Below are 18,583 nucleotides of genomic sequence, written 5' to 3' on the forward strand. Positions count from 1 at the left end.
CCATGTGCAAGGGTGTGGCGTTGCGGAAAGAAATGGCTTACAGGTATACCTGTCATACTTCACGTTGCAGATGCGTTCATCCAAATCACTTACTTGAGTATGCGCATCGGGATGAATGAACCTCATCCTGAGGTTCACCCTACGGGCCAGCATAGGCGCTGTTCAAAGCGTAAACGTTTTGCCCTGCAACACGAATTCTTTAAGGTATAGTTATAGCCTAAAAAACAAAAACAGATTAGCAGAATGCGCGCAGCAGGCGGGAGATTTTAAGTGATTTTACATTCTTGGTGATAAAAAGAGGGTAAGTGGAGAGAATTTTGCAGTTTTCTCCCCACTGTATTGATGTGGCTAGTGAATTTTAGCAAGCTCAATCATCTGGATTATCCATAACATCGTGACGTTTCTGGTGATAATCCTCTTCGTTTAACCCTTCACGCCAATATGGCACGGCGTAGAGCTGATTTCTATCAACCTTGAGCTCTCTACGTACATAACGACGCAGTTGCACCACGATACGGTCTTCGCCTGCCAGCCAGAAAAATGCGCTGCTGGCGTCAATATCGCGCGTCACAGCGTGGAACTTTTGCAACAACGTATCCGTGCTAGCGGTCGAGCCGACCACCCAATGCACGCTGAGGCCAATGGGGGCGGTCAGTGGCAGACGATCGGCCTCGCTGTCGACGCGGATAACGGCATGACCGGTGGCATCGCGGGGCAATGCGTCTAGCAACGCCGCAATGGCGGGTAGCGAAGAGGGATCGCCTGCCAGGTAATAGGCGCTGGACGCAGGCAGCATCGGGTGCGGACCGCCCGGTTGAGTAATGCCTACGCTATCTCCTGGCTGTGCGTTGCGGGCAAACGTGACGGCGGGTCCGCCGTGGTCGTGCAGGGCAAAGGCAACATCCACTTCGCCCAATTCGGGCCGGAAAGCATAAATAGTATAAGTGCGCACGACGGGGCGCGCCTCACCTTCTGGCCATTGCGGGCCTCGCTCTCCTAATGTGGGTAACGTAGGTGCTTTCTGACCGGGACGCGCTAAAAACAGTTTAATATGTGCAGCATGTCGCCCGACTGCCGGGTAGTCGAGCAGGGTGTCGCTGTGAAAGGTGATGCAGCGCAAGTGCGGTGAGAGATCGGTGATGCGTTTAACCTGGATTAATCGGGGTTGGGCTGGGCGAAAACCTGTCGGATGAGCCATTAAATTTCTCCATCATTCAGCCGATATCATTATTGATTTGATGGACAACATCATAGCATGTTGATGATAGTGATTATCATTTTAGTGACAGGCAAAAAGCACGCGTGGCTAAAAAAGTGTTGTTCACCCTTTTTTGTTACGATTTCAGCGTTACATTAACCCTTTGTGATTAAGATCAAGCTTGATTGCCACACAAAAAATGGCATATTCTGGAACCAGTTGCAGAAATTTTAAGCAGTTACGCGGTTTTTGTCAGAAAGTACGCGGCGTTTTTTGTTCGGTTATTGGTTGTTGGGGATTTTAAGGTATTGTTAACACGCGATTTTTTACAAAAGGCTGATTGTGGTACGTCTTTTGGTTGTATCGAAGAAAACTTGCTGCTCACGCCTTCGCAGCGAGCGGACTCCCTGAACCAGACGCTATCGCGTCGCCCTGATAGCCCGGTGTGGGTCTTTGGTTATGGCTCACTGATGTGGAATCCGGTATTTACACCGGAGGAAGCCCGTTTGGCTACACTTTCCGGCTGGCAGCGTGCATTTTGCCTGCGCCTTACGGCAGGACGCGGTACGGCAACCCAACCTGGGCGCATGCTGGCATTAACGCCAGGCGGGAAAACGACCGGGATGGCATTTCGTTTGCCGGAGGCCTCGCTGCGTGAAGATCTGGAACTGCTGTGGAAGCGTGAGATGATCACCGGTTGCTATCGTCCGGAGTGGTGCGATTTGCACTGCCACAGCGGTGAGACACTCACGGCGTTGGTGTTTGTTTCACAAGAACAGCATCCGCTGATCGAAGCGGATACCTGTATACACCGCGTTGCCCCCCTGATTGCCAGAGCTAGCGGTCCGCTGGGAACCAATGCACAGTATCTGTTTGCGCTGGAAGAGGCGCTCAAAAAACACGGTATGGCCGATGAATGCCTAACGGCGCTGGCGCAGCGGGTGCGAGAGCTTCAGGAACAGGCGAAGCAGGCGCATCCACAGCAGGGTGACTGGTGGGGCGTTTAGCATCGTTAATCAACGCAACATCAATTAACACAGCACTAAACAACCTCTTATCGCGTCGCCATTGACCGCACTACATCAGCCAATGGCGACGAAACGGGTTACCAACCTACGCCAAGGCCCAGCGTATGATTTCCCTGCCTGGCAGGCGGAGCCGGTCACGCCGCCCGCGCTGCTGTTGCGCTGTTTGGGGATCGACGGCGCGGTTGAGGTGCGTGCAGCGCGCGATTATCTGGTGGTGCTGGAAAACCAACAACAGGTAGAGGCGTTAACGCCAGATATTCACGCCATGAAGCCCCTGGGCAAAATGGTGTGCGTGACAGCACCGGGAGACGACTATGATTTTGTCAGCCGCTTTTTCTGCCCGGGAGAAGCCGTTGCCGAGGATCCGGTCACGGGGTCGGCGCACAGCATGCTGATCCCCTATTGGCACGATCGCTTGGGAAAAACCACGATGCGTGCGCGTCAGGTTTCTGCCCGTGGCGGCGATTTGCATTGCGAATGGCAAGGCGATCGGGTGCTGATTAGCGGCCAGGCTGTCACCTATTCGGAAGGCAAAATCTTCTTGCGATAACCGCCAACGCGGCACTGCCGGGATGGCGCTTACGACGGCTCCCGGCGACTAAAATATTTTCTCTTGCAGTACCCATACCGCTGCTTCCACTCGCGATTTCAGCTTCATTTTTTTCAACAGATGCTTAACGTGCACCTTCACCGTACTTTCCGTGATGGAAAGCTTGCGTGCAATCACCTTATTGGCAAGCCCTTGTGCCAGCAGTTTCAAAATATCACGCTCACGGGGCGTCAACTGCTGAATGCTGCGATCGCTCCCCTGACGATTTTCCCGCAGGCTGGCGGCGAGGATCGGCATCAGGGTTTCGCTGAGTACCATCTTCCCTGATGCGGCCTGATGCAATGACGCCAACAGATCTTCCGGCTCCATGTCTTTAAGCAAGTAGCCATCTGCCCCGTTTTTCAAGGCACTCACTACGTCATCTTCATGATCGGAAACGCTAAAGACCACAACGCGGCCTGACAGCGCCTTTTCTCGCAAGCGCACCAGCGTCTCCAATCCGTTCATGCCGGGCATGTTCAGATCCAGTAAAATCAGGTCTGGATCTAACTCGGCCGCCAATACCACGCCCTGTTCCCCGTCGCTGGCTTCCCCCACCACGCGCAAACCGGGTACCATGCTGAGCAACTGTTTTACGCCATTGCGCAACATCGGGTGGTCGTCGATCAATAAAAGGGTCGCGCTATCGTCATTTGGCACTTCATTCGTCATGGTGTTCTCCTGTTAATTCGGGGCGGTAGCGGTTTTCTGCGTCAAAAGTCACTTTCACCTGCGTTCCACCATCCTGATGGCGCGTAATAACACACTCTCCGTGCAGGCTGTGCGCGGTCTCGCATGATAATCAAACCGTAATGATTGACGCGCTGGCTATCCTGAACGATGCCGTTATCACGTACGGTCAATTCGATACGTTTATCGTGCCATACCAGCGTGATGTCGACCTCGGTTGCCTGTGCATGTTTGTAAATATTGCTGAGCGCCTCACGCACGATTTGCAGGACATGAATTCCCTGATGGGCCGATACCGCTTGCGGTGGCAATTGATAATGCAACCGCAAGGTAAATCCCAGCCGTTTTTCATATTCTTCGACGGTGGCCCGCAGCGCGGCTAACAGGCCGGATTCGTTGAGTTGAAGTCGAAAGGTGGTCAACAGCTCACGCAGTTGACGGTAGGCGGTGTTCAGCTCTTCACGCATTTCGGTTAACTGGCTGTGTACCTCATCCGACAGATTTCCGCCTTGCATCTGAATGCAACTGACATGAATTTTCAGGCAAGAGAGCGATTGGGCCAGTGAATCATGCAATTCACGCGCAATTGCCGCGCGTTCTTCCATCAATATCAGCTGCTGCTGGTGTTCAGATTGTCGTTCCAGCGCCAATGTACTGGTGAGTTGGCCCAACAGGGTATTTAGCAACTGCTGTTGATCGGGGTTCAGTTCGCATTCACTGGTACGAGTAGCCAAAACCATACCGTATTGGTGGTGTTGGTCGTGCAGCGTCCAAAATACTGGCTCACCGCTGGCCGCATTCGCGTTGCTGTATACACCGCAGCTTTGGCAACTGGCGTCAGGACAACTTGCCGCATCGTAAGGCGCTTCGTGACTAAACTGATGAAACTGTTCCTGGTTATTGCTCTCATACAGTCGCAGTTGGATATTGTTCAGCGGGGTTAACGTGGGCAATTCGTTGAGAATCGGCATCACCCGACTGCACAGCGGTGCGTTGGTATGCAAACGACGGCTGGCGCGATACAGAAAGGAAAGGGTATCGTTTTTCTGGCGCAGACGGGTGGTCTGTTCCGTGACGCGTTGTTCCAACTGGTGGTAGATGGCGGAAAGTTCATCCGACATGCTGTTCAACGCTTGCGCCAGCGTGTTCATCTCATCTTTACCGGAGAGGCTGACACGTTCACTAAAATCACCGTGGCCGATGGCTTGGGCCATGGCGACCAGTTTGCGCAGTGGCGTGAGCAACCGATGGCGCAAATAGAGAATGGTTGCCAGCAGCACGATGCCCATCAGCACGATAAACAGGCGTTGGATTTTGGTGACCAGCGCCAGGCGTTCTTCGGTGCTGTGATCGATGGCGGATACCAATGCATCTAACTGCGCGACGAAGGTGGCAACATCGCTGGCGGCTTCATCCGGACGAGACGCCTGCTGTAACCGGGGACGCAATTGGGTTTGCCAGAACGTGCGCAGTTGAGAAAAAGGGTCGCTCAACCCTTCGCGACGCACCGCCTGCTGCAAATCGCTGTTGGCCTCGTCACGTTCGAGATCGTCCAGGTAAATGTGGCTGCTGTTGGATAACGGCACCATGGAGAGCAGGCGATAACTCTGCATGCGTAAGGAGCCCGCTTTATTGATGGCGTGCGCATTCCCTTGAATGTTCTGTGACATCCAACTGGATATAGCCATGCCTGCAATGCCGAGTAGTCCGAGTAACAGCATCAGCATTGCGACCTGATGTGTCAGGGACAGTGGTAGCAAAAGGCGTCTCGCCATGAGAACGCCACGTCGCCATCCTTCGCTCACATTGTTGTTCAACGAATGTCCTGTTTTTGTACGTGTGCTTTGCCGCGAAACAGGGCGACAAAGCGAAAGGTATCTGATAGGTCTGCATTCTTCACCATCCTTTGCTATAACCCTATACCCCTTAATAAGTACCCACAAATATCCGTAGCCAGTCATGGCTGGGAGTAGTTGACGTTAAAGCCGCGTTAACGGGCTGAATTCGCGGTTTTTATTTTTTTACGCAGGGTTACTCACAAGGTGGTGGGTGGCGTTAGAAGGGCGCTTTTTACCTGACAGTGCGTTGATTCATATCAATTTTATTTACACTGGCATCCCTCATGTTGCGCCCTGAATACCCTGTTATTTCCTCAGGGTTATATACCGAGTTTTTACGCACTGAGGTTTTTATGACGCAGCCTACTACAACAAAAAATGATCCTACGAGAAAGCCGCTTAACGCGACCATCGGGGAGTGGTATCCGGAAGACCCTGATTTCTGGCAACGGCAGGGGCAACGCATCGCCACCCGCAATCTGTGGATTTCCATCCCCTGCTTATTGCTCTCTTTCTGTGTCTGGATGCTGTTTAGCACCGTGGCTGTTAACCTGAATAAAGTGGGCTTTCACTTCTCGACGGACCAGCTGTTTTTATTAACCGCACTTCCCTCGGTATCCGGCGCGCTGCTGCGCGTACCGTACTCCTTTGTCATCCCCCTCTGTGGTGGACGACGCTGGACCACCCTGAGTACCCTGATTTTGGTGATCCCGTGCCTGTGGCTGGGGTTTGTGGTGCAGGATACGCAAACGTCGTATCACACCTTTGTCATCATCTCGTTGTTGTGTGGCTTTGCCGGGGCGAACTTTGCATCCAGCATGGCGAACATCAGCTTCTTTTTCCCTAAAGCCAGGCAGGGTGGTGCGCTAGGGCTGAATGGCGGATTGGGCAATCTGGGTGTTAGCGTGATGCAGATTCTGGTGCCACTGGTTATTTTCTTGCCGTTGCTTGGCTCGGCTGGCGGTGTGACACAGGCGGATGGCAGCACAGTGTGGCTATACCGCGCCGCTTGGATTTGGGTACCTTTCCTGCTGGTGGCCGCGCTGGCGGCCTGGTTTGGCATGAACGATCTGAGCACCAACAAAGCCTCAATCAGTCAGCAACTGCCGGTACTCAAACGCTTGCATTTGTGGGTACTCAGCTTTCTTTACCTCTCCACGTTTGGTTCGTTTATCGGGTTCTCAGCGGGATTTGCCATGCTCGCCAAAACCCAATTTCCCGATATTGTTATCCTGCACTACGCCTTTTTCGGCCCTCTGCTTGGGGCATTAGCACGACCGGTGGGAGGCATGCTGTCCGACCATTTCGGCGGCGTACGCGTCACCTTGATCAACTTTATCCTGATGGCGCTATTCTCGGTATTACTCTATCTGTCGCTGGCTGCGGATGGCCATGCGGGCAGTTTTGCCGTGTTCTTCGGGCTGTTTATGCTGCTGTTCCTCACCGCAGGGTTAGGCAGTGGCTCGACCTTCCAGATGATAGCCGTGATTTTCCGGCGTTTGACCGCAGAGCGCGTTAAAGCGCGCGGCGGCAGCGATGACGACGCACTGCGTGAAGCGGCGACGGACTCCGCCGCCGCACTTGGCTTTATCTCTGCCATTGGCGCGATCGGTGGGTTCTTTATCCCCAAAGCGTTCGGCACGTCGCTTGAGTTGACCGGTTCACCGGCGGGGGCAATAAAAGTGTTTATCCTGTGTTATGCGGTGTGCGTGTTGATCACCTGGCTGTTCTATGGGCGTAAAACAGTGCGATAGCCGATAATCTGGTGGTGAACCCTCCGCTGCCGATGAAGATCAACGTCATCATTTCTGCAACCTCGCGCGGCGCACATTTGCGCCGCGTTTTGCTTTCTGCCTGCGTCTCACCGCTCTACCTACCTCCAAATAGTCACGTACTGCAATTATCTTTATCCATGTGGGTATGAAGGTTATTAAAAGCTATTATTTTCATATGGATATCGGTTTCATTATCCATAATCCCTTGGTGGTATTTCGTTCGTTCTCACCGTTTAACACCCCGGAGGAGCTTGATCGGTATCAATTTTGGACCCGTCTCAGGTCGTTACCCTAGCGCCAATTGGAGCAATGTGCCGTAGGCAACACACCGTATCGACTACGCGCATTCATAACGACAGAAGCCAGCAGGCTTCGCAGCAGGAGAGTCCGGATGAGCAAATTTCTTGACCGGTTACGTTACTTTAAACAATTAGCCGAGCCCTTTGCTGATGGGCACGGTCAGACGCTCAATACCAACCGGGATTGGGAAGACAGTTACCGCAGCCGCTGGCAACACGATAAAGTGGTACGCTCAACGCACGGCGTCAACTGTACGGGATCGTGCAGTTGGAAAATCTATGTGAAAAATGGTCTGGTCACCTGGGAAACGCAGCAGACCGACTATCCTCGCACCCGCCCGGACCTGCCGAACCATGAACCGCGCGGTTGCCCACGCGGTGCCAGCTACTCCTGGTATCTCTACAGCGCCAATCGCCTGAAATACCCGATGATGCGCAAGCGCCTGCTCAAACTGTGGCGCGCAGCCAAACTGGCACATCCGGATCCCGTCGATGCCTGGGCTTCTATCGTGACCGACCCGGAAAAAGCCGCTTACTACAAGAAAATCCGCGGTCGCGGTGGTTTTGTGCGCTCTGATTGGAATGAGGTCAACGAACTGATCGCGGCCTCCAACGTGTACACCGCTAAAACCTTTGGGCCCGACCGCATTATCGGATTCTCGCCAATCCCGGCGATGTCGATGGTGTCTTATGCCGCAGGGGCGCGCTACCTGTCGCTGCTCGGCGGTGTCTGCCTGAGTTTTTACGATTGGTATTGTGATTTGCCGCCGGCCTCGCCACAAACCTGGGGCGAGCAGACCGACGTGCCGGAATCCGCGGACTGGTACAACTCGTCATACATCATCGCCTGGGGTTCCAACGTACCGCAAACGCGTACCCCGGATGCGCACTTCTTTGCCGAAGTGCGTTACAAGGGCACCAAAACCGTGGCCGTCACGCCGGATTATGCGGAAATTGCCAAACTGTGTGACCAATGGCTAAATCCGAAACAGGGCACCGACAGCGCCATGGCGCTGGCGATGGGCCATGTGATCCTCAAAGAGTTTCATCTGGATAACCCAAGCCGCTATTTCACTGACTATGTGCGCCGCTATACCGACATGCCAATGCTGGTGTTGCTGGAGCCGCGTGAAGCGGGTTACTACGCGGCAGGCCGCATGCTGCGCGCATCCGATTTGCTGGACAATCTCGGTCAGGAGAATCACCCGCAGTGGAAAACGGTGGCGATTGATGAGCAGAGTGGCAATCTCACCGCGCCGCAAGGCTCCATTGGCTACCGTTGGGGCGATCAGGGCAAATGGAACCTGGAGCAGCGTGACGGCGTCAGTGGCGAAGAAGTACAACTGCGCCTGAGTCTGCTGGGTGCGCACGATGAAGTGGCGGACGTTGGTTTCCCGTATTTTGGTGGGCTACCGAGTGAGCACTTCAGCAGCGTTGCCCTTGACGAGGTGTTGCGTCATAAACTGCCGGTAAAACGCCTGACGCTGGCCGATGGCAGAGAAGCACTGGTCGCCAGCGTTTATGACCTGACACTGGCGAACTACGGGCTGGATCGCGGACTGAACGATGACAACTGCGCCCGCAACTATGATGAGGTGAAAGCCTACAGCCCGGCGTGGGCCGAACAGATCACCGGTGTTTCGCGCCATAACATCGTGCGTATCGCCCGCGAATTTGCGGATAACGCTGACAAAACCCACGGCCGTTCGATGATTATCGTCGGTGCCGGTATCAACCACTGGTACCACATGGACATGAACTACCGTGGCTTAATCAATATGCTGGTGTTCTGCGGCTGCGTCGGCCAAAGCGGTGGCGGTTGGGCACACTATGTCGGGCAGGAAAAGCTGCGTCCGCAAACCGGCTGGACGCCGCTGGCATTCGGTCTTGACTGGCAGCGTCCGCCGCGCCACATGAACAGCACGTCATTCTTTTACAACCACTCCAGCCAGTGGCGTTACGAAACGGTAGCACCGCAGGAATTCCTGTCGCCGCTGGCGGATAAATCCCGTTTTACCGGCAGTATGATCGATTTCAACGTGCGTGCTGAACGCATGGGCTGGCTGCCCTCTGCGCCGCAGTTGAATGTCAATCCGCTCAGTATTGCCGCCAGCGCGCAGCAAGCGGGAATGACGCCGCAAGAGTATGCCGTACAGGCGCTGAAAGCGGGCACTATCGCGTTTGCCGCTGAACAGCCGGACAACCCGCAAAACTTCCCGCGTAACCTGTTTATCTGGCGTTCTAACCTGTTGGGGTCGTCCGGTAAAGGGCACGAATACATGCTCAAATACCTGCTCGGCACTGAACACGGTCTGCAAGGTCAGGATCTCGGTAAGCAGGGCGGCGTTATGCCGGAAGAGGTGGAGTGGCAGGCGCAGGGCGGTGAAGGCAAGCTGGATCTGGTGGTGACGCTGGATTTCCGTATGTCCAGCACCTGTCTCTATTCCGATATCGTATTGCCGACGGCCACCTGGTACGAAAAAGACGACATGAATACCTCGGATATGCATCCGTTTATTCATCCGTTGTCAGCGGCGGTCGATCCTGCCTGGGATGCCAAGAGTGATTGGGAAATCTACAAAGGCATTGCCAAAACCTTCTCGCGTGTGTGCCAGGGGCACCTTGGCGTGGAAAGCGATCTGGTGACGTTGCCGATCCAACACGATTCCGCGGCGGAACTGGCGCAGCCGTTCGGCGTGGATGACTGGAAAAAGGGCGAGTGCGATCTGATCCCCGGCAAAACCTCACCGCACCTGATGGTGGTTGAACGGGATTACCCGAATCTCTATGAGCGCTACACCTCGGTGGGCCCGTTGCTGGACAAACTGGGTAACGGCGGTAAAGGCATTGGGTGGAATACCCAAACTGAAGTCGATTTCCTAAAAAAACTCAACTACACCAAGGCGGAAGGGGCAGCAGCAGGGCGGCCAAAAATTGACACCGCTATCGACGCGGCGGAAATGATCCTGACGCTGGCACCGGAAACCAACGGCCAGGTGGCGGTAAAAGCCTGGGAGGCGTTGAGCAAATTTACCGGTCGCGATCACACGCATCTGGCGCTGAACAAAGAAGATGAAAAAATCCGCTTCCGTGATATTCAGGCCCAGCCGCGCAAAATCATCTCCAGCCCGACCTGGTCGGGTTTGGAAGATGAACACGTCTCCTACAATGCCTGCTACACCAACGTGCATGAGCTGATCCCGTGGCGCACGCTGTCAGGCCGTCAGCAGTTGTATCAAGATCATGAATGGATGCGCGCCTTTGGCGAAAGCCTGCTGGTGTACCGCCCACCGGTGATTAATCAGAAACCAAACGGCAACCCGGAGAAGCCGCTCAACTTCCTGACGCCGCACCAGAAGTGGGGCATTCACTCCACCTACAGCGACAACCTGCTGATGCTGACGTTGGGGCGCGGTGGGCCGGTTATCTGGCTGAGTGAGGATGATGCCCGGGATTTGGGCATTGTGGACAACGACTGGGTGGAAGCATTCAACACCAACGGTGCGCTGACGGCACGCGCGGTGGTCAGCCAACGCGTACCGGCAGGCATGACCATGATGTACCACGCGCAGGAGCGCATCGTGAACCTGCCCGGATCAGAGATCACCGCCCAGCGCGGCGGTATTCATAACTCGGTGACGCGTATTACGCCAAAGCCCACGCACATGATCGGTGGTTATGCGCAGCTAGCCTATGGCTTTAACTACTACGGTACGGTCGGGTGTAACCGCGATGAATTTGTGGTGGTGCGCAAAATGAAACGTATCGATTGGCTGGATGATGAAGACCAGGATTACCAACAGCCCGCAGCCCACTCACTGACCGCGCAGGAGAAAGCCTGATGAAAATTCGTTCCCAAGTGGGCATGGTGCTGAATCTGGATAAATGCATCGGCTGTCATACCTGCTCCGTTACCTGTAAAAACGTCTGGACCAGCCGCGAAGGGATGGAATACGCCTGGTTCAACAACGTCGAAACCAAACCGGGTGTGGGCTATCCCCACGCCTGGGAAGATCAGGACAAATGGAAAGGCGGCTGGATCCGTAAAATCAGCGGCAAACTTGAACCGCGCATGGGCAACCGCGTCAGCGTACTGTCCAAGATTTTTGCCAATCCGGATGTGCCGCAAATCGATGACTATTATGAGCCGTTTGACTACGACTATGAAAACCTGCGCAAAGCGCCGGAAGGGAAGCATCAGCCGATAGCGCGTCCGAGCTCGCTGATTACCGGTCAGCGCATGAAGAAAATCGAAATGGGGCCGAACTGGGAAGATGACCTGGGCGGTGAGTTTAGCGGACGTGCCAAAGATAAAAACTTTGAGCATATGCAAAAGGAGATGTACGGCCAGTTCGAAAACACCTTCATGATGTATTTGCCGCGCCTGTGTGAGCACTGTCTGAACCCGGCCTGCGTTGCGACCTGCCCGAGCGGTGCGATTTACAAACGGGGTGAAGATGGCATTGTGCTGATCGATCAGGATAAATGCCGCGGCTGGCGCATGTGCCTGACCGGCTGCCCGTACAAAAAAATCTACTTCAACTGGAAGAGCGGAAAATCCGAAAAATGCATCTTCTGCTACCCGCGCATCGAAAGCGGGCAACCGACCCTCTGCGCTGAAACCTGTGTTGGCCGTATCCGTTATCTCGGTGTGCTGCTGTACGACGCCGATCGTATCGCGGAAGCGGCGGCCACAGAAAATGAGCAGGATCTCTACCAGCGTCAGCTTGATGTCTTCCTCGACCCGAACGATCCAGACGTGATTGCTCAGGCGCTGAAAGACGGCGTACCGCGCGGGGTTATCGAAGCGGCACAGCAATCACCGGTCTACAAAATGGCGATGGAGTGGAAGTTGGCGCTGCCGCTGCACCCGGAATATCGCACGCTGCCCATGGTGTGGTACGTGCCGCCGTTGTCACCGATCCAATCTGCCGCCGATGCGGGCGTGCTGGCACACAGCGGTGTGTTGCCGGACGTGGAAAGTCTGCGTATTACGGTGCAGTACCTGGCCGATCTGCTGACGGCGGGCGATACCGCACCGGTACTGTTGGCGCTGAAACGCATGCTGGCAATGCGCCACTTTAAACGGGCAGAAACGGTAGACGGGGCGATCGATACCCGCGCGCTGGAACAGGTGGGTTTGACCGAATCTCAGGCGCAGGAAATGTACCGCTATCTGGCGATTGCCAACTATGAAGATCGCTTCGTGGTGCCGTCTAGCCACCGTGAATTGGCGCGTGACGCCTTTCCTGAAAGCAAAGGGTGCGGTTTCAGCTTCGGCGACGGTTGCCACGGCAGCGACAGCAAATTCAACCTGTTTAACAGCAAACGCATTGATGCCATTGATGTCACCAGCAAAACGCGTGACATGAACAGCAAAGTGATGCAGAAGGATTGATGATGATGACGTTACGCATTATTGCCCGCCTGCTCGATTATCCCGATGGGGAACTGTGGGCGCATCATCAGGAACTGATTGAGGTGCTGGCACAAGATGACATGCTGTCATCGCCACTGCGTGAGCCATTAGCGCGGTTTATCCGGCAACAGTGTGCACAGGATCTGCTGGATAAGCAGGCCCAATACTGCGCGCTGTTCGACCGGGGCCGCGCGACGTCGCTGCTGTTGTTCGAACATGTGCACGGTGAATCGCGCGATCGCGGCCAGGCGATGGTGGACCTGATGCAGCATTACCACGCGGCGGGTCTTGAGCTGGATTGTCGCGAACTGCCGGATTTTCTGCCGCTCTATCTCGAATACCTCTCGCGATTGGCATCAGCAGAAAGTCGTGCGGGACTATTGGATATCGCGCCCATTCTGGCCTTGCTCGGCGCACGTTTACAGCGGCGCAACAGCGATTATGCCCTGTTGTTCGATGTGTTGCTGACGCTTTCTGGTAGCGCCTTAAAAAGTGACGATGTCACGCACAAAGTGGCGGACGAAGCCCGTGACGACACACCGCAGGCGTTGGATGCGGTTTGGGAAGAAGAGCAGGTGAAGTTCTTTGCGGATAAAGGGTGCGACAGTGCGCAGCAGACCGCGCACCAGCGTCGTTTTGCAGGCGCGGTAGTACCCCAGTATCTGGATCTTGACGCACAACCTGCCGGAGGAAAAAACCATGCACTACGTTAATATGCTGTTGTTTGATATCTACCCTTATCTGGCTGGCACGGTTTTTCTGGTGGGAAGCTGGCTGCGCTATGACTATGGGCAATACTCATGGCGTGCCGGTTCTAGCCAGATGCTGGATAAAAAGGGCATGCGCTTGGCCTCAAACCTGTTTCACCTGGGGATCTTAGGGATTTTTGCTGGTCACTTTTTGGGGATGCTTACACCGCACTGGATGTATGAAGCCTTTTTGCCCATTGAGGTAAAGCAAAAAATGGCGATGATTGGTGGTGGATCGGCCGGTGTACTGACGTTCGTGGGCGGTATTTTGTTGCTTAAGCGCCGGCTCACTCATCCGCGCATTCGCGCTACATCGAGCGTAGGCGATATTCTCATCCTGTCGTTGTTGGTGATTCAGGCCGGGTTGGGGCTGTTGACCATTCCGTTTTCCGCGCAGCACATGGACGGCAGCGAAATGATGAAATTGGTCGGCTGGGCGCAGTCGATTGTGACCTTCCACGGCGGCGCATCGGCACACCTGGAAGGTGTTGCCTGGGTGTTCAAACTGCATATTGTGCTCGGGTTGACCCTGTTTGTGATGTTTCCGTTCTGCCGCCTGGTTCACATCTGGAGCGCGCCGGTAGAATATCTCACGCGTCGTTATCAGTTGGTGCGCAATCGCCGCTAAGCGATACCGATATAGAAAATCCCGCCGTTATTCAGCGGGATTTTTTTTGTTCCTGTATTGCTGTTATTTAAACAGCCCCAGCACAAAATTCAGGATCAGCGATGGAATGGTGAAATCCGGGTCAGCAAAGGTCACCCCTTTCGCGCCCAGATCGGCAAACAGCGGCAGCGTAAGGGCAGGCAATACACAAAGCAACAGCCCATTGATAAAGCTGGCAACGATGGCACCTCTGAATCCGCCAGTCGCATTGCCGAAAATGGCTGCTGCGCCGCCGGTGATAAAGCTCGCCATAATGCCGGGGACAATGATCGGCAGGCCGATAAACGGAAAGATCAAAATACAAATCAACTCAACCAGGAAGCTCACCAAAAAACCGATCAGCGTCGCGTTCGGCGCTTTATCGAACAACACCATCACGTCAACCGCAGGAACTGCTCCGGGGGCGAAGACTTTGGCAAATCCCTTAAATGCCGGAACGATTTCAGCCGTAAACAGGCCGACGCCCGCTTTTGCCAAATAGAGACCACAGGCGAAGGTAGCGGATTGCTCCAAAATGAAAATCAGCACGTTTTTATCCGCCGCGCCGCTACCATATACCATTACCATGGCGTCTTTAATTTGCGGTTGGGTGGCAAAAATGCAGGAGATAACCAGCAAGATAAGCATGGTCAGCAACGTGGCGACATTCGGCTCGCGCAAAAAGTCGAAGCGATTACTGATTTCCAAATGCTCGGTGTCATGCTGGGTGTTACCAAACCATTTCCCCATGTAAGAGCCTAGAATATAGGAGGAAATTGCCGCATGGGAGATAGAGTATTCATCAGAACCGATGATTTTACGGCTGAATCGCCCTAACACATGAGGAGCAAATGCCATGTAGAACCCGATGAATACCGATGCGATGATAACGATAGACATCACGCTGTAGCCTAATTGCGCTAAGACGGCGGTCAGCGCGAAGGCCATAAACAACACCAGATGCAGCGATAAATAGATATTTTTCATACGGGTAAAACGAGCTAACAAGATATTGATGATCATAGAGAACAGCAATATCAATGCTGCGGTGGCACCTATTTTGTCAATAGTCGCTGCCATAATGGCTTCATTGCTGGGCACGACACCAACAATGTTAAAGGCATGAGAAAATAAACTGCTAAAAGCGGTAAGCACTTTCATTAAAATGCCGCCACCCACTTTTATCATGGTAAAACCAATAAAAGACAGAAATGTCCCGGTTATTAATCGCGATAGCGTGGCTTTTTGGAATAATAATCCTAAAAAAGCGACGATGGCGATGATGACAGACGGCGTTTTAACCAGACTTAATAATATGTCCATGTTGACCCTGTAGATATAGTGATGACTAACGTACTTGCATAACAGCGGCTCTTGGCACAGCGGTACAGGAGAACAAACGTGGCCGTTCCCGCCAATGTTATGCGACATGCGTTGACGTTATTAAGAGCCTATCCCAATTGGCCACCTTTCCTGCCTGCGTGAACTGTAATTTCGGCATACTCTCGGTGGCGCAAACAGGCTGCGTCAATGACGCCTATTGGGATAGGCTCTGCATCTTTAAAATTTAGCGTTACGATAATTATTACCCTATTACTACAGCACGAATAACACATTTTTCTCAGCGTATTTTTTTTAATATGAGATCTGAATCTAAAAAAATAAAACACCGCTCCCAAATTGTAAAACATTGTTTCTTTCTTTTGTAAATAAGAATACTGCTAATTAACACAAGGTGGTTTTACTAGTTGGTTTTTCTGGGTAAACACTGGTTAATTTTTTGTTATTGTTCTTTTGTAAAATATCAATCATAAAGAGTTTTATCTATCGAATAGGTTTTATTTTTTGTTTTAAGAATGAAACTACACGCTATTAAATATGATGAATTTTCTTAGGTTGGTCGGGCGGTATTAATAGTAAACCTTTAATCTTCAATTACATTGTCCATAAAGCGTTGCAACGCAAGATAACTTGCTCGCTGCCATTTTTGCCTATACTTGATCAAGAACGGGTCGTTCGCGTGTGTCTTGGATACGCGTTTTCATGGGTAAAACACGAGGTGGTTATGGGAATCTTGTCCTGGATTATCTTTGGGTTGATCGCCGGTATTTTGGCAAAATGGATCATGCCGGGCAAAGACGGGGGTGGTCTTATTATTACGGTACTGCTCGGCATCGTCGGCGCGGTGGTGGGCGGTTATATCAGCACTTTCTTTGGGTTTGGTCGCGTGGACGGTTTCAATCTTGGCAGCTTTTGTGTTGCAGTGATTGGCGCTCTGGTGGTGCTATTGGTGTACCGTAAAATTCGTGAGTAATCGACGGTGGCGGGATAACTTTCCCGCCTTTATCCCTATAGATAAGGCCACAGGGTGAGGCCCAGCAGCAGGATTCCACCGCCGAGATTGATAGTGGTTTCCATCCTCCGCATAGTGATTGTGCGCGCCGAACGCAGCAGCACCAGCGTTGTCAGCAGTAACCACCCGCCCATGATGGCGACGTGCACCGTTGCCAGCGCCATAAAACTCATCGCGCTCTGTGCCAGTCTATCACGCTCAGGCGCGGCGCCGGCAAACAGAGGCACTACCGTCACATACAGTAAAATGGCTTTGATATTGAGCACATTGGCAACGTAGGCAGTGCGAATCCCCAATGAACGTCCGGACGCAGGGGCGTGTGCAGAACCTTGCCAGCCGCGTTGTATCAGGCGCAATGCCAGATAGACCAGGTAGCCGGTGCCGAGCAGTGTGAGCACGCGCATCAGTACGGGATAGTGTAGCAACAGCGCTGAGATCCCAATGCTTGCCAGTATCGCGTGCGTATATATGCCCAATGCGGTGCCGGCAATTATACGCAGTACGCCACGAGCACCCTGTGTCACCGCATTATTGAGCGCTAACGTTAAGCTGGCCCCAGGTGCCAGGGCGATGGGCATCATGGTAGCGATAAATCCGATTACATCCATGTGGTTAGCCGAAAAAGTGTCTGTTTGCTGATGGTAGCAAATCGTGACCTGAAAGGCTGTGACAAGAAGAGAAGATTTGGCGTTGAATAGCAAACCCGGGCTGAACCCGGGTAGGTGGTGGTTAATGGGTAACAATCACATCCAGTGCGCGCAGGTGCTCTGGTTGCCAGGAGAGCATTAATTCTGTGCCGGGCTTCCAGTGTGGCTGAATTTCGCTGGCAGGCAGTTTCACCATAAAGGACGATTGCCCTGCGACCTCCGTCATCATACGTACATGATCGCCCAGATAAATAAACTGCTGAATACGCGCACGGACCTGTTCTGAACCGGCGGTCAGCGGATTGGCGTTGACGCGAATACGTTCCGGACGGATACACAGACTGATTTTTTTGCCGGGCGAACTCGGGCGAACCTTGAGGGCGTGTAAAATAGTGCCGTCGTCCAATGTTGCCAGATAGTAATCACCATCCATGCCGCTTTGCGTGGCAACCAGCGTATTATTTTCACCGATGAACTGTGCAACAAAGGTGTTCTGCGGGCGTTCATAAATATCGCTCGGGCTGTCCATTTGCTGGATGATGCCATCATTGAACACGGCAACGCGGTTCGACATGGTCATGGCTTCGCTTTGATCGTGAGTCACATACACAACGGTCAGATCCAGTGATTCATGCAGCGCTTTAATCTCCAACTGCATGTGCTCGCGCAACTGTTTATCCAATGCGCCCAACGGCTCATCCATCAGCACCAGCTTCGGTTCAAAGACTAAAGCGCGCGCCAGTGCCACACGCTGTTGCTGCCCACCGGACATCTGCGCCGGGTAGCGATCCGCCAGGGCGGTCAGCTTGACGCGATCCAGAACGCGATCCACCTTCTCCTTGATATCACTCTTGTTCATACGACGAATGGAGAGGGGAAACGCCAGATTCTCGGCAACCGTCATATGTGGGAACAGTGCATAGTTCTGGAACACCATGCCAATGCCGCGCTGGTGTGGCGGCAGGCTGTGCAGCGGGGTATCTTTCAGTAAGATTTCGCCTTGAGTGGGGGTTTCAAACCCGGCCAACATCATCAAACTGGTGGTTTTACCGGAGCCGGAAGGGCCCAGCAGGGTTAAAAATTCCCCTTCCTGGATGTCCAGATTCAGGTTCTTGACCACCAGACGATCGCCGTCGTAGGTTTTCTGAATATTCTTGAAGCTGACGTAGGTTCTCATGCGTCCAATCTCTCGCGTAACAGTATTATCACAGCCGTAATGCATAAAGCATGCCCACTCAATGAAATCGTTGTGTAACTAAGCGGTTAAAAGTCAAAACAGGGTGTGAACGGTTATTGTTATGCGCCATCGTGGGGCGTCATTGCGGTGGTTTGCTTGCGTGTGGTGCAGTGCG

At 53.4% G+C, this 18,583-nt stretch carries 12 protein-coding genes and 2 pseudogenes; 8 read left to right on the top strand and 6 right to left on the bottom strand.

Going from position 1 to position 18,583, the window contains the following annotated elements:
• Positions 1-367: 367 nt before the first annotated feature.
• A complete protein-coding gene (locus tag K6K13_RS09300; protein WP_222160531.1) occupies positions 368-1,198 on the bottom strand; it encodes a siderophore-interacting protein in 831 nt (276 codons plus the stop codon).
• 308 nt (positions 1,199-1,506) lie between these two features.
• Between K6K13_RS09300 and K6K13_RS09305 the strand changes: the two genes are divergently transcribed.
• Complete coding sequence (locus K6K13_RS09305) at positions 1,507-2,205, top strand: gamma-glutamylcyclotransferase (RefSeq protein ID WP_222160532.1); 699 nt, start codon at positions 1,507-1,509, stop codon at positions 2,203-2,205.
• A gap of 127 nt (positions 2,206-2,332) precedes the next feature.
• Positions 2,333-2,776 (top strand): annotated as a pseudogene (locus K6K13_RS09310) (PhzF family phenazine biosynthesis protein); the annotation flags it as partial.
• Positions 2,777-2,824: 48 nt separating this feature from the next.
• Here the strand turns inward: K6K13_RS09310 and narL are convergent.
• Together narL and narX are read right to left on the bottom strand one after the other, a co-directional pair.
• Positions 2,825-3,487 (bottom strand): two-component system response regulator NarL, encoded by a 663-nt coding sequence (gene narL / locus K6K13_RS09315; RefSeq protein ID WP_222160534.1) that lies wholly within the window; start codon positions 3,485-3,487, stop codon positions 2,825-2,827.
• Positions 3,477-5,280 (bottom strand): annotated as a pseudogene (narX, locus tag K6K13_RS09320) (nitrate/nitrite two-component system sensor histidine kinase NarX). The gene narL and the pseudogene narX overlap by 11 nt, the downstream one beginning before the upstream one ends.
• Positions 5,281-5,696: 416 nt before the next feature.
• Between narX and K6K13_RS09325 the strand changes: the two are divergent.
• The 5 genes from K6K13_RS09325 (at position 5,697) to narI (ending at position 14,213) form a co-directional block, all read left to right on the top strand.
• Complete coding sequence (locus K6K13_RS09325) at positions 5,697-7,097, top strand: NarK family nitrate/nitrite MFS transporter (protein WP_222160535.1); 1,401 nt, start codon at positions 5,697-5,699, stop codon at positions 7,095-7,097.
• Positions 7,098-7,509: 412 nt separating this feature from the next.
• Positions 7,510-11,259, top strand: a complete 3,750-nt coding sequence (locus tag K6K13_RS09330; RefSeq protein ID WP_222160536.1) for a nitrate reductase subunit alpha — start codon at positions 7,510-7,512, stop codon at positions 11,257-11,259.
• On the top strand, positions 11,259-12,815 hold the full coding sequence (gene narH / locus K6K13_RS09335) for a nitrate reductase subunit beta (protein ID WP_222160537.1): 1,557 nt from the start codon (positions 11,259-11,261) through the stop codon (positions 12,813-12,815). Before K6K13_RS09330 ends, narH begins: the two co-directional genes overlap by 1 nt.
• 2 nt (positions 12,816-12,817) lie before the next feature.
• The gene (gene narJ, locus K6K13_RS09340) at positions 12,818-13,549 is read left to right on the top strand and encodes a nitrate reductase molybdenum cofactor assembly chaperone (RefSeq protein WP_222161032.1); all 732 of its coding nucleotides are present in this window, start codon (positions 12,818-12,820) and stop codon (positions 13,547-13,549) included.
• Entirely contained in the window at positions 13,536-14,213 is a 678-nt protein-coding gene (gene narI, locus K6K13_RS09345; RefSeq protein ID WP_222160538.1) for a respiratory nitrate reductase subunit gamma, read from the top strand. Before narJ ends, narI begins: the two co-directional genes overlap by 14 nt.
• Before the next feature lie 63 nt (positions 14,214-14,276).
• On the opposite strand, the gene ulaA is transcribed toward narI, so the two are convergent.
• Positions 14,277-15,554 (bottom strand): PTS ascorbate transporter subunit IIC, encoded by a 1,278-nt coding sequence (gene ulaA / locus K6K13_RS09350; protein WP_222160539.1) that lies wholly within the window; start codon positions 15,552-15,554, stop codon positions 14,277-14,279.
• Positions 15,555-16,296: 742 nt separating this feature from the next.
• Between ulaA and K6K13_RS09355 the strand changes: the two genes are divergently transcribed.
• Positions 16,297-16,545 (top strand): GlsB/YeaQ/YmgE family stress response membrane protein, encoded by a 249-nt coding sequence (locus K6K13_RS09355; protein WP_222160540.1) that lies wholly within the window; start codon positions 16,297-16,299, stop codon positions 16,543-16,545.
• A 35-nt stretch (positions 16,546-16,580) separates the two neighbouring features.
• On the opposite strand, the gene K6K13_RS09360 is transcribed toward K6K13_RS09355, so the two are convergent.
• Together K6K13_RS09360 and K6K13_RS09365 are read right to left on the bottom strand one after the other, a co-directional pair.
• Positions 16,581-17,192, bottom strand: coding sequence for a LysE family translocator (locus K6K13_RS09360; RefSeq protein WP_222160541.1), 612 nt, complete (start codon positions 17,190-17,192; stop codon positions 16,581-16,583).
• 121 nt (positions 17,193-17,313) lie between these two features.
• Positions 17,314-18,408, bottom strand: a complete 1,095-nt coding sequence (locus K6K13_RS09365; RefSeq protein ID WP_222160542.1) for an ABC transporter ATP-binding protein — start codon at positions 18,406-18,408, stop codon at positions 17,314-17,316.
• Positions 18,409-18,583 lie beyond the last annotated feature (175 nt).

It is taken from the genome of Symbiopectobacterium purcellii, from assembly GCF_019797845.1.
Taxonomy (GTDB): Bacteria; Pseudomonadota; Gammaproteobacteria; order Enterobacterales; family Enterobacteriaceae; genus Symbiopectobacterium; species Symbiopectobacterium purcellii.

What these genes read in the sequence shown, in the direction of transcription:
- K6K13_RS09300 (WP_222160531.1), bottom strand. Translation starts at nt 1,198, where the DNA reads ATGGCTCATCCGACAGGTTTTCGCCCAGCCCAACCCCGATTAATCCAG.
- K6K13_RS09360 (WP_222160541.1), bottom strand. Translation starts at nt 17,192, where the DNA reads ATGGATGTAATCGGATTTATCGCTACCATGATGCCCATCGCCCTGGCA.
- K6K13_RS09330 (WP_222160536.1), top strand. Translation starts at nt 7,510, where the DNA reads ATGAGCAAATTTCTTGACCGGTTACGTTACTTTAAACAATTAGCCGAG.
- K6K13_RS09365 (WP_222160542.1), bottom strand. Translation starts at nt 18,408, where the DNA reads ATGAGAACCTACGTCAGCTTCAAGAATATTCAGAAAACCTACGACGGC.
- K6K13_RS09355 (WP_222160540.1), top strand. Translation starts at nt 16,297, where the DNA reads ATGGGAATCTTGTCCTGGATTATCTTTGGGTTGATCGCCGGTATTTTG.
- narH (WP_222160537.1), top strand. Translation starts at nt 11,259, where the DNA reads ATGAAAATTCGTTCCCAAGTGGGCATGGTGCTGAATCTGGATAAATGC.
- ulaA (WP_222160539.1), bottom strand. Translation starts at nt 15,554, where the DNA reads ATGGACATATTATTAAGTCTGGTTAAAACGCCGTCTGTCATCATCGCC.
- narL (WP_222160534.1), bottom strand. Translation starts at nt 3,487, where the DNA reads ATGACGAATGAAGTGCCAAATGACGATAGCGCGACCCTTTTATTGATC.
- K6K13_RS09325 (WP_222160535.1), top strand. Translation starts at nt 5,697, where the DNA reads ATGACGCAGCCTACTACAACAAAAAATGATCCTACGAGAAAGCCGCTT.
- narI (WP_222160538.1), top strand. Translation starts at nt 13,536, where the DNA reads ATGCACTACGTTAATATGCTGTTGTTTGATATCTACCCTTATCTGGCT.
- narJ (WP_222161032.1), top strand. Translation starts at nt 12,818, where the DNA reads ATGATGACGTTACGCATTATTGCCCGCCTGCTCGATTATCCCGATGGG.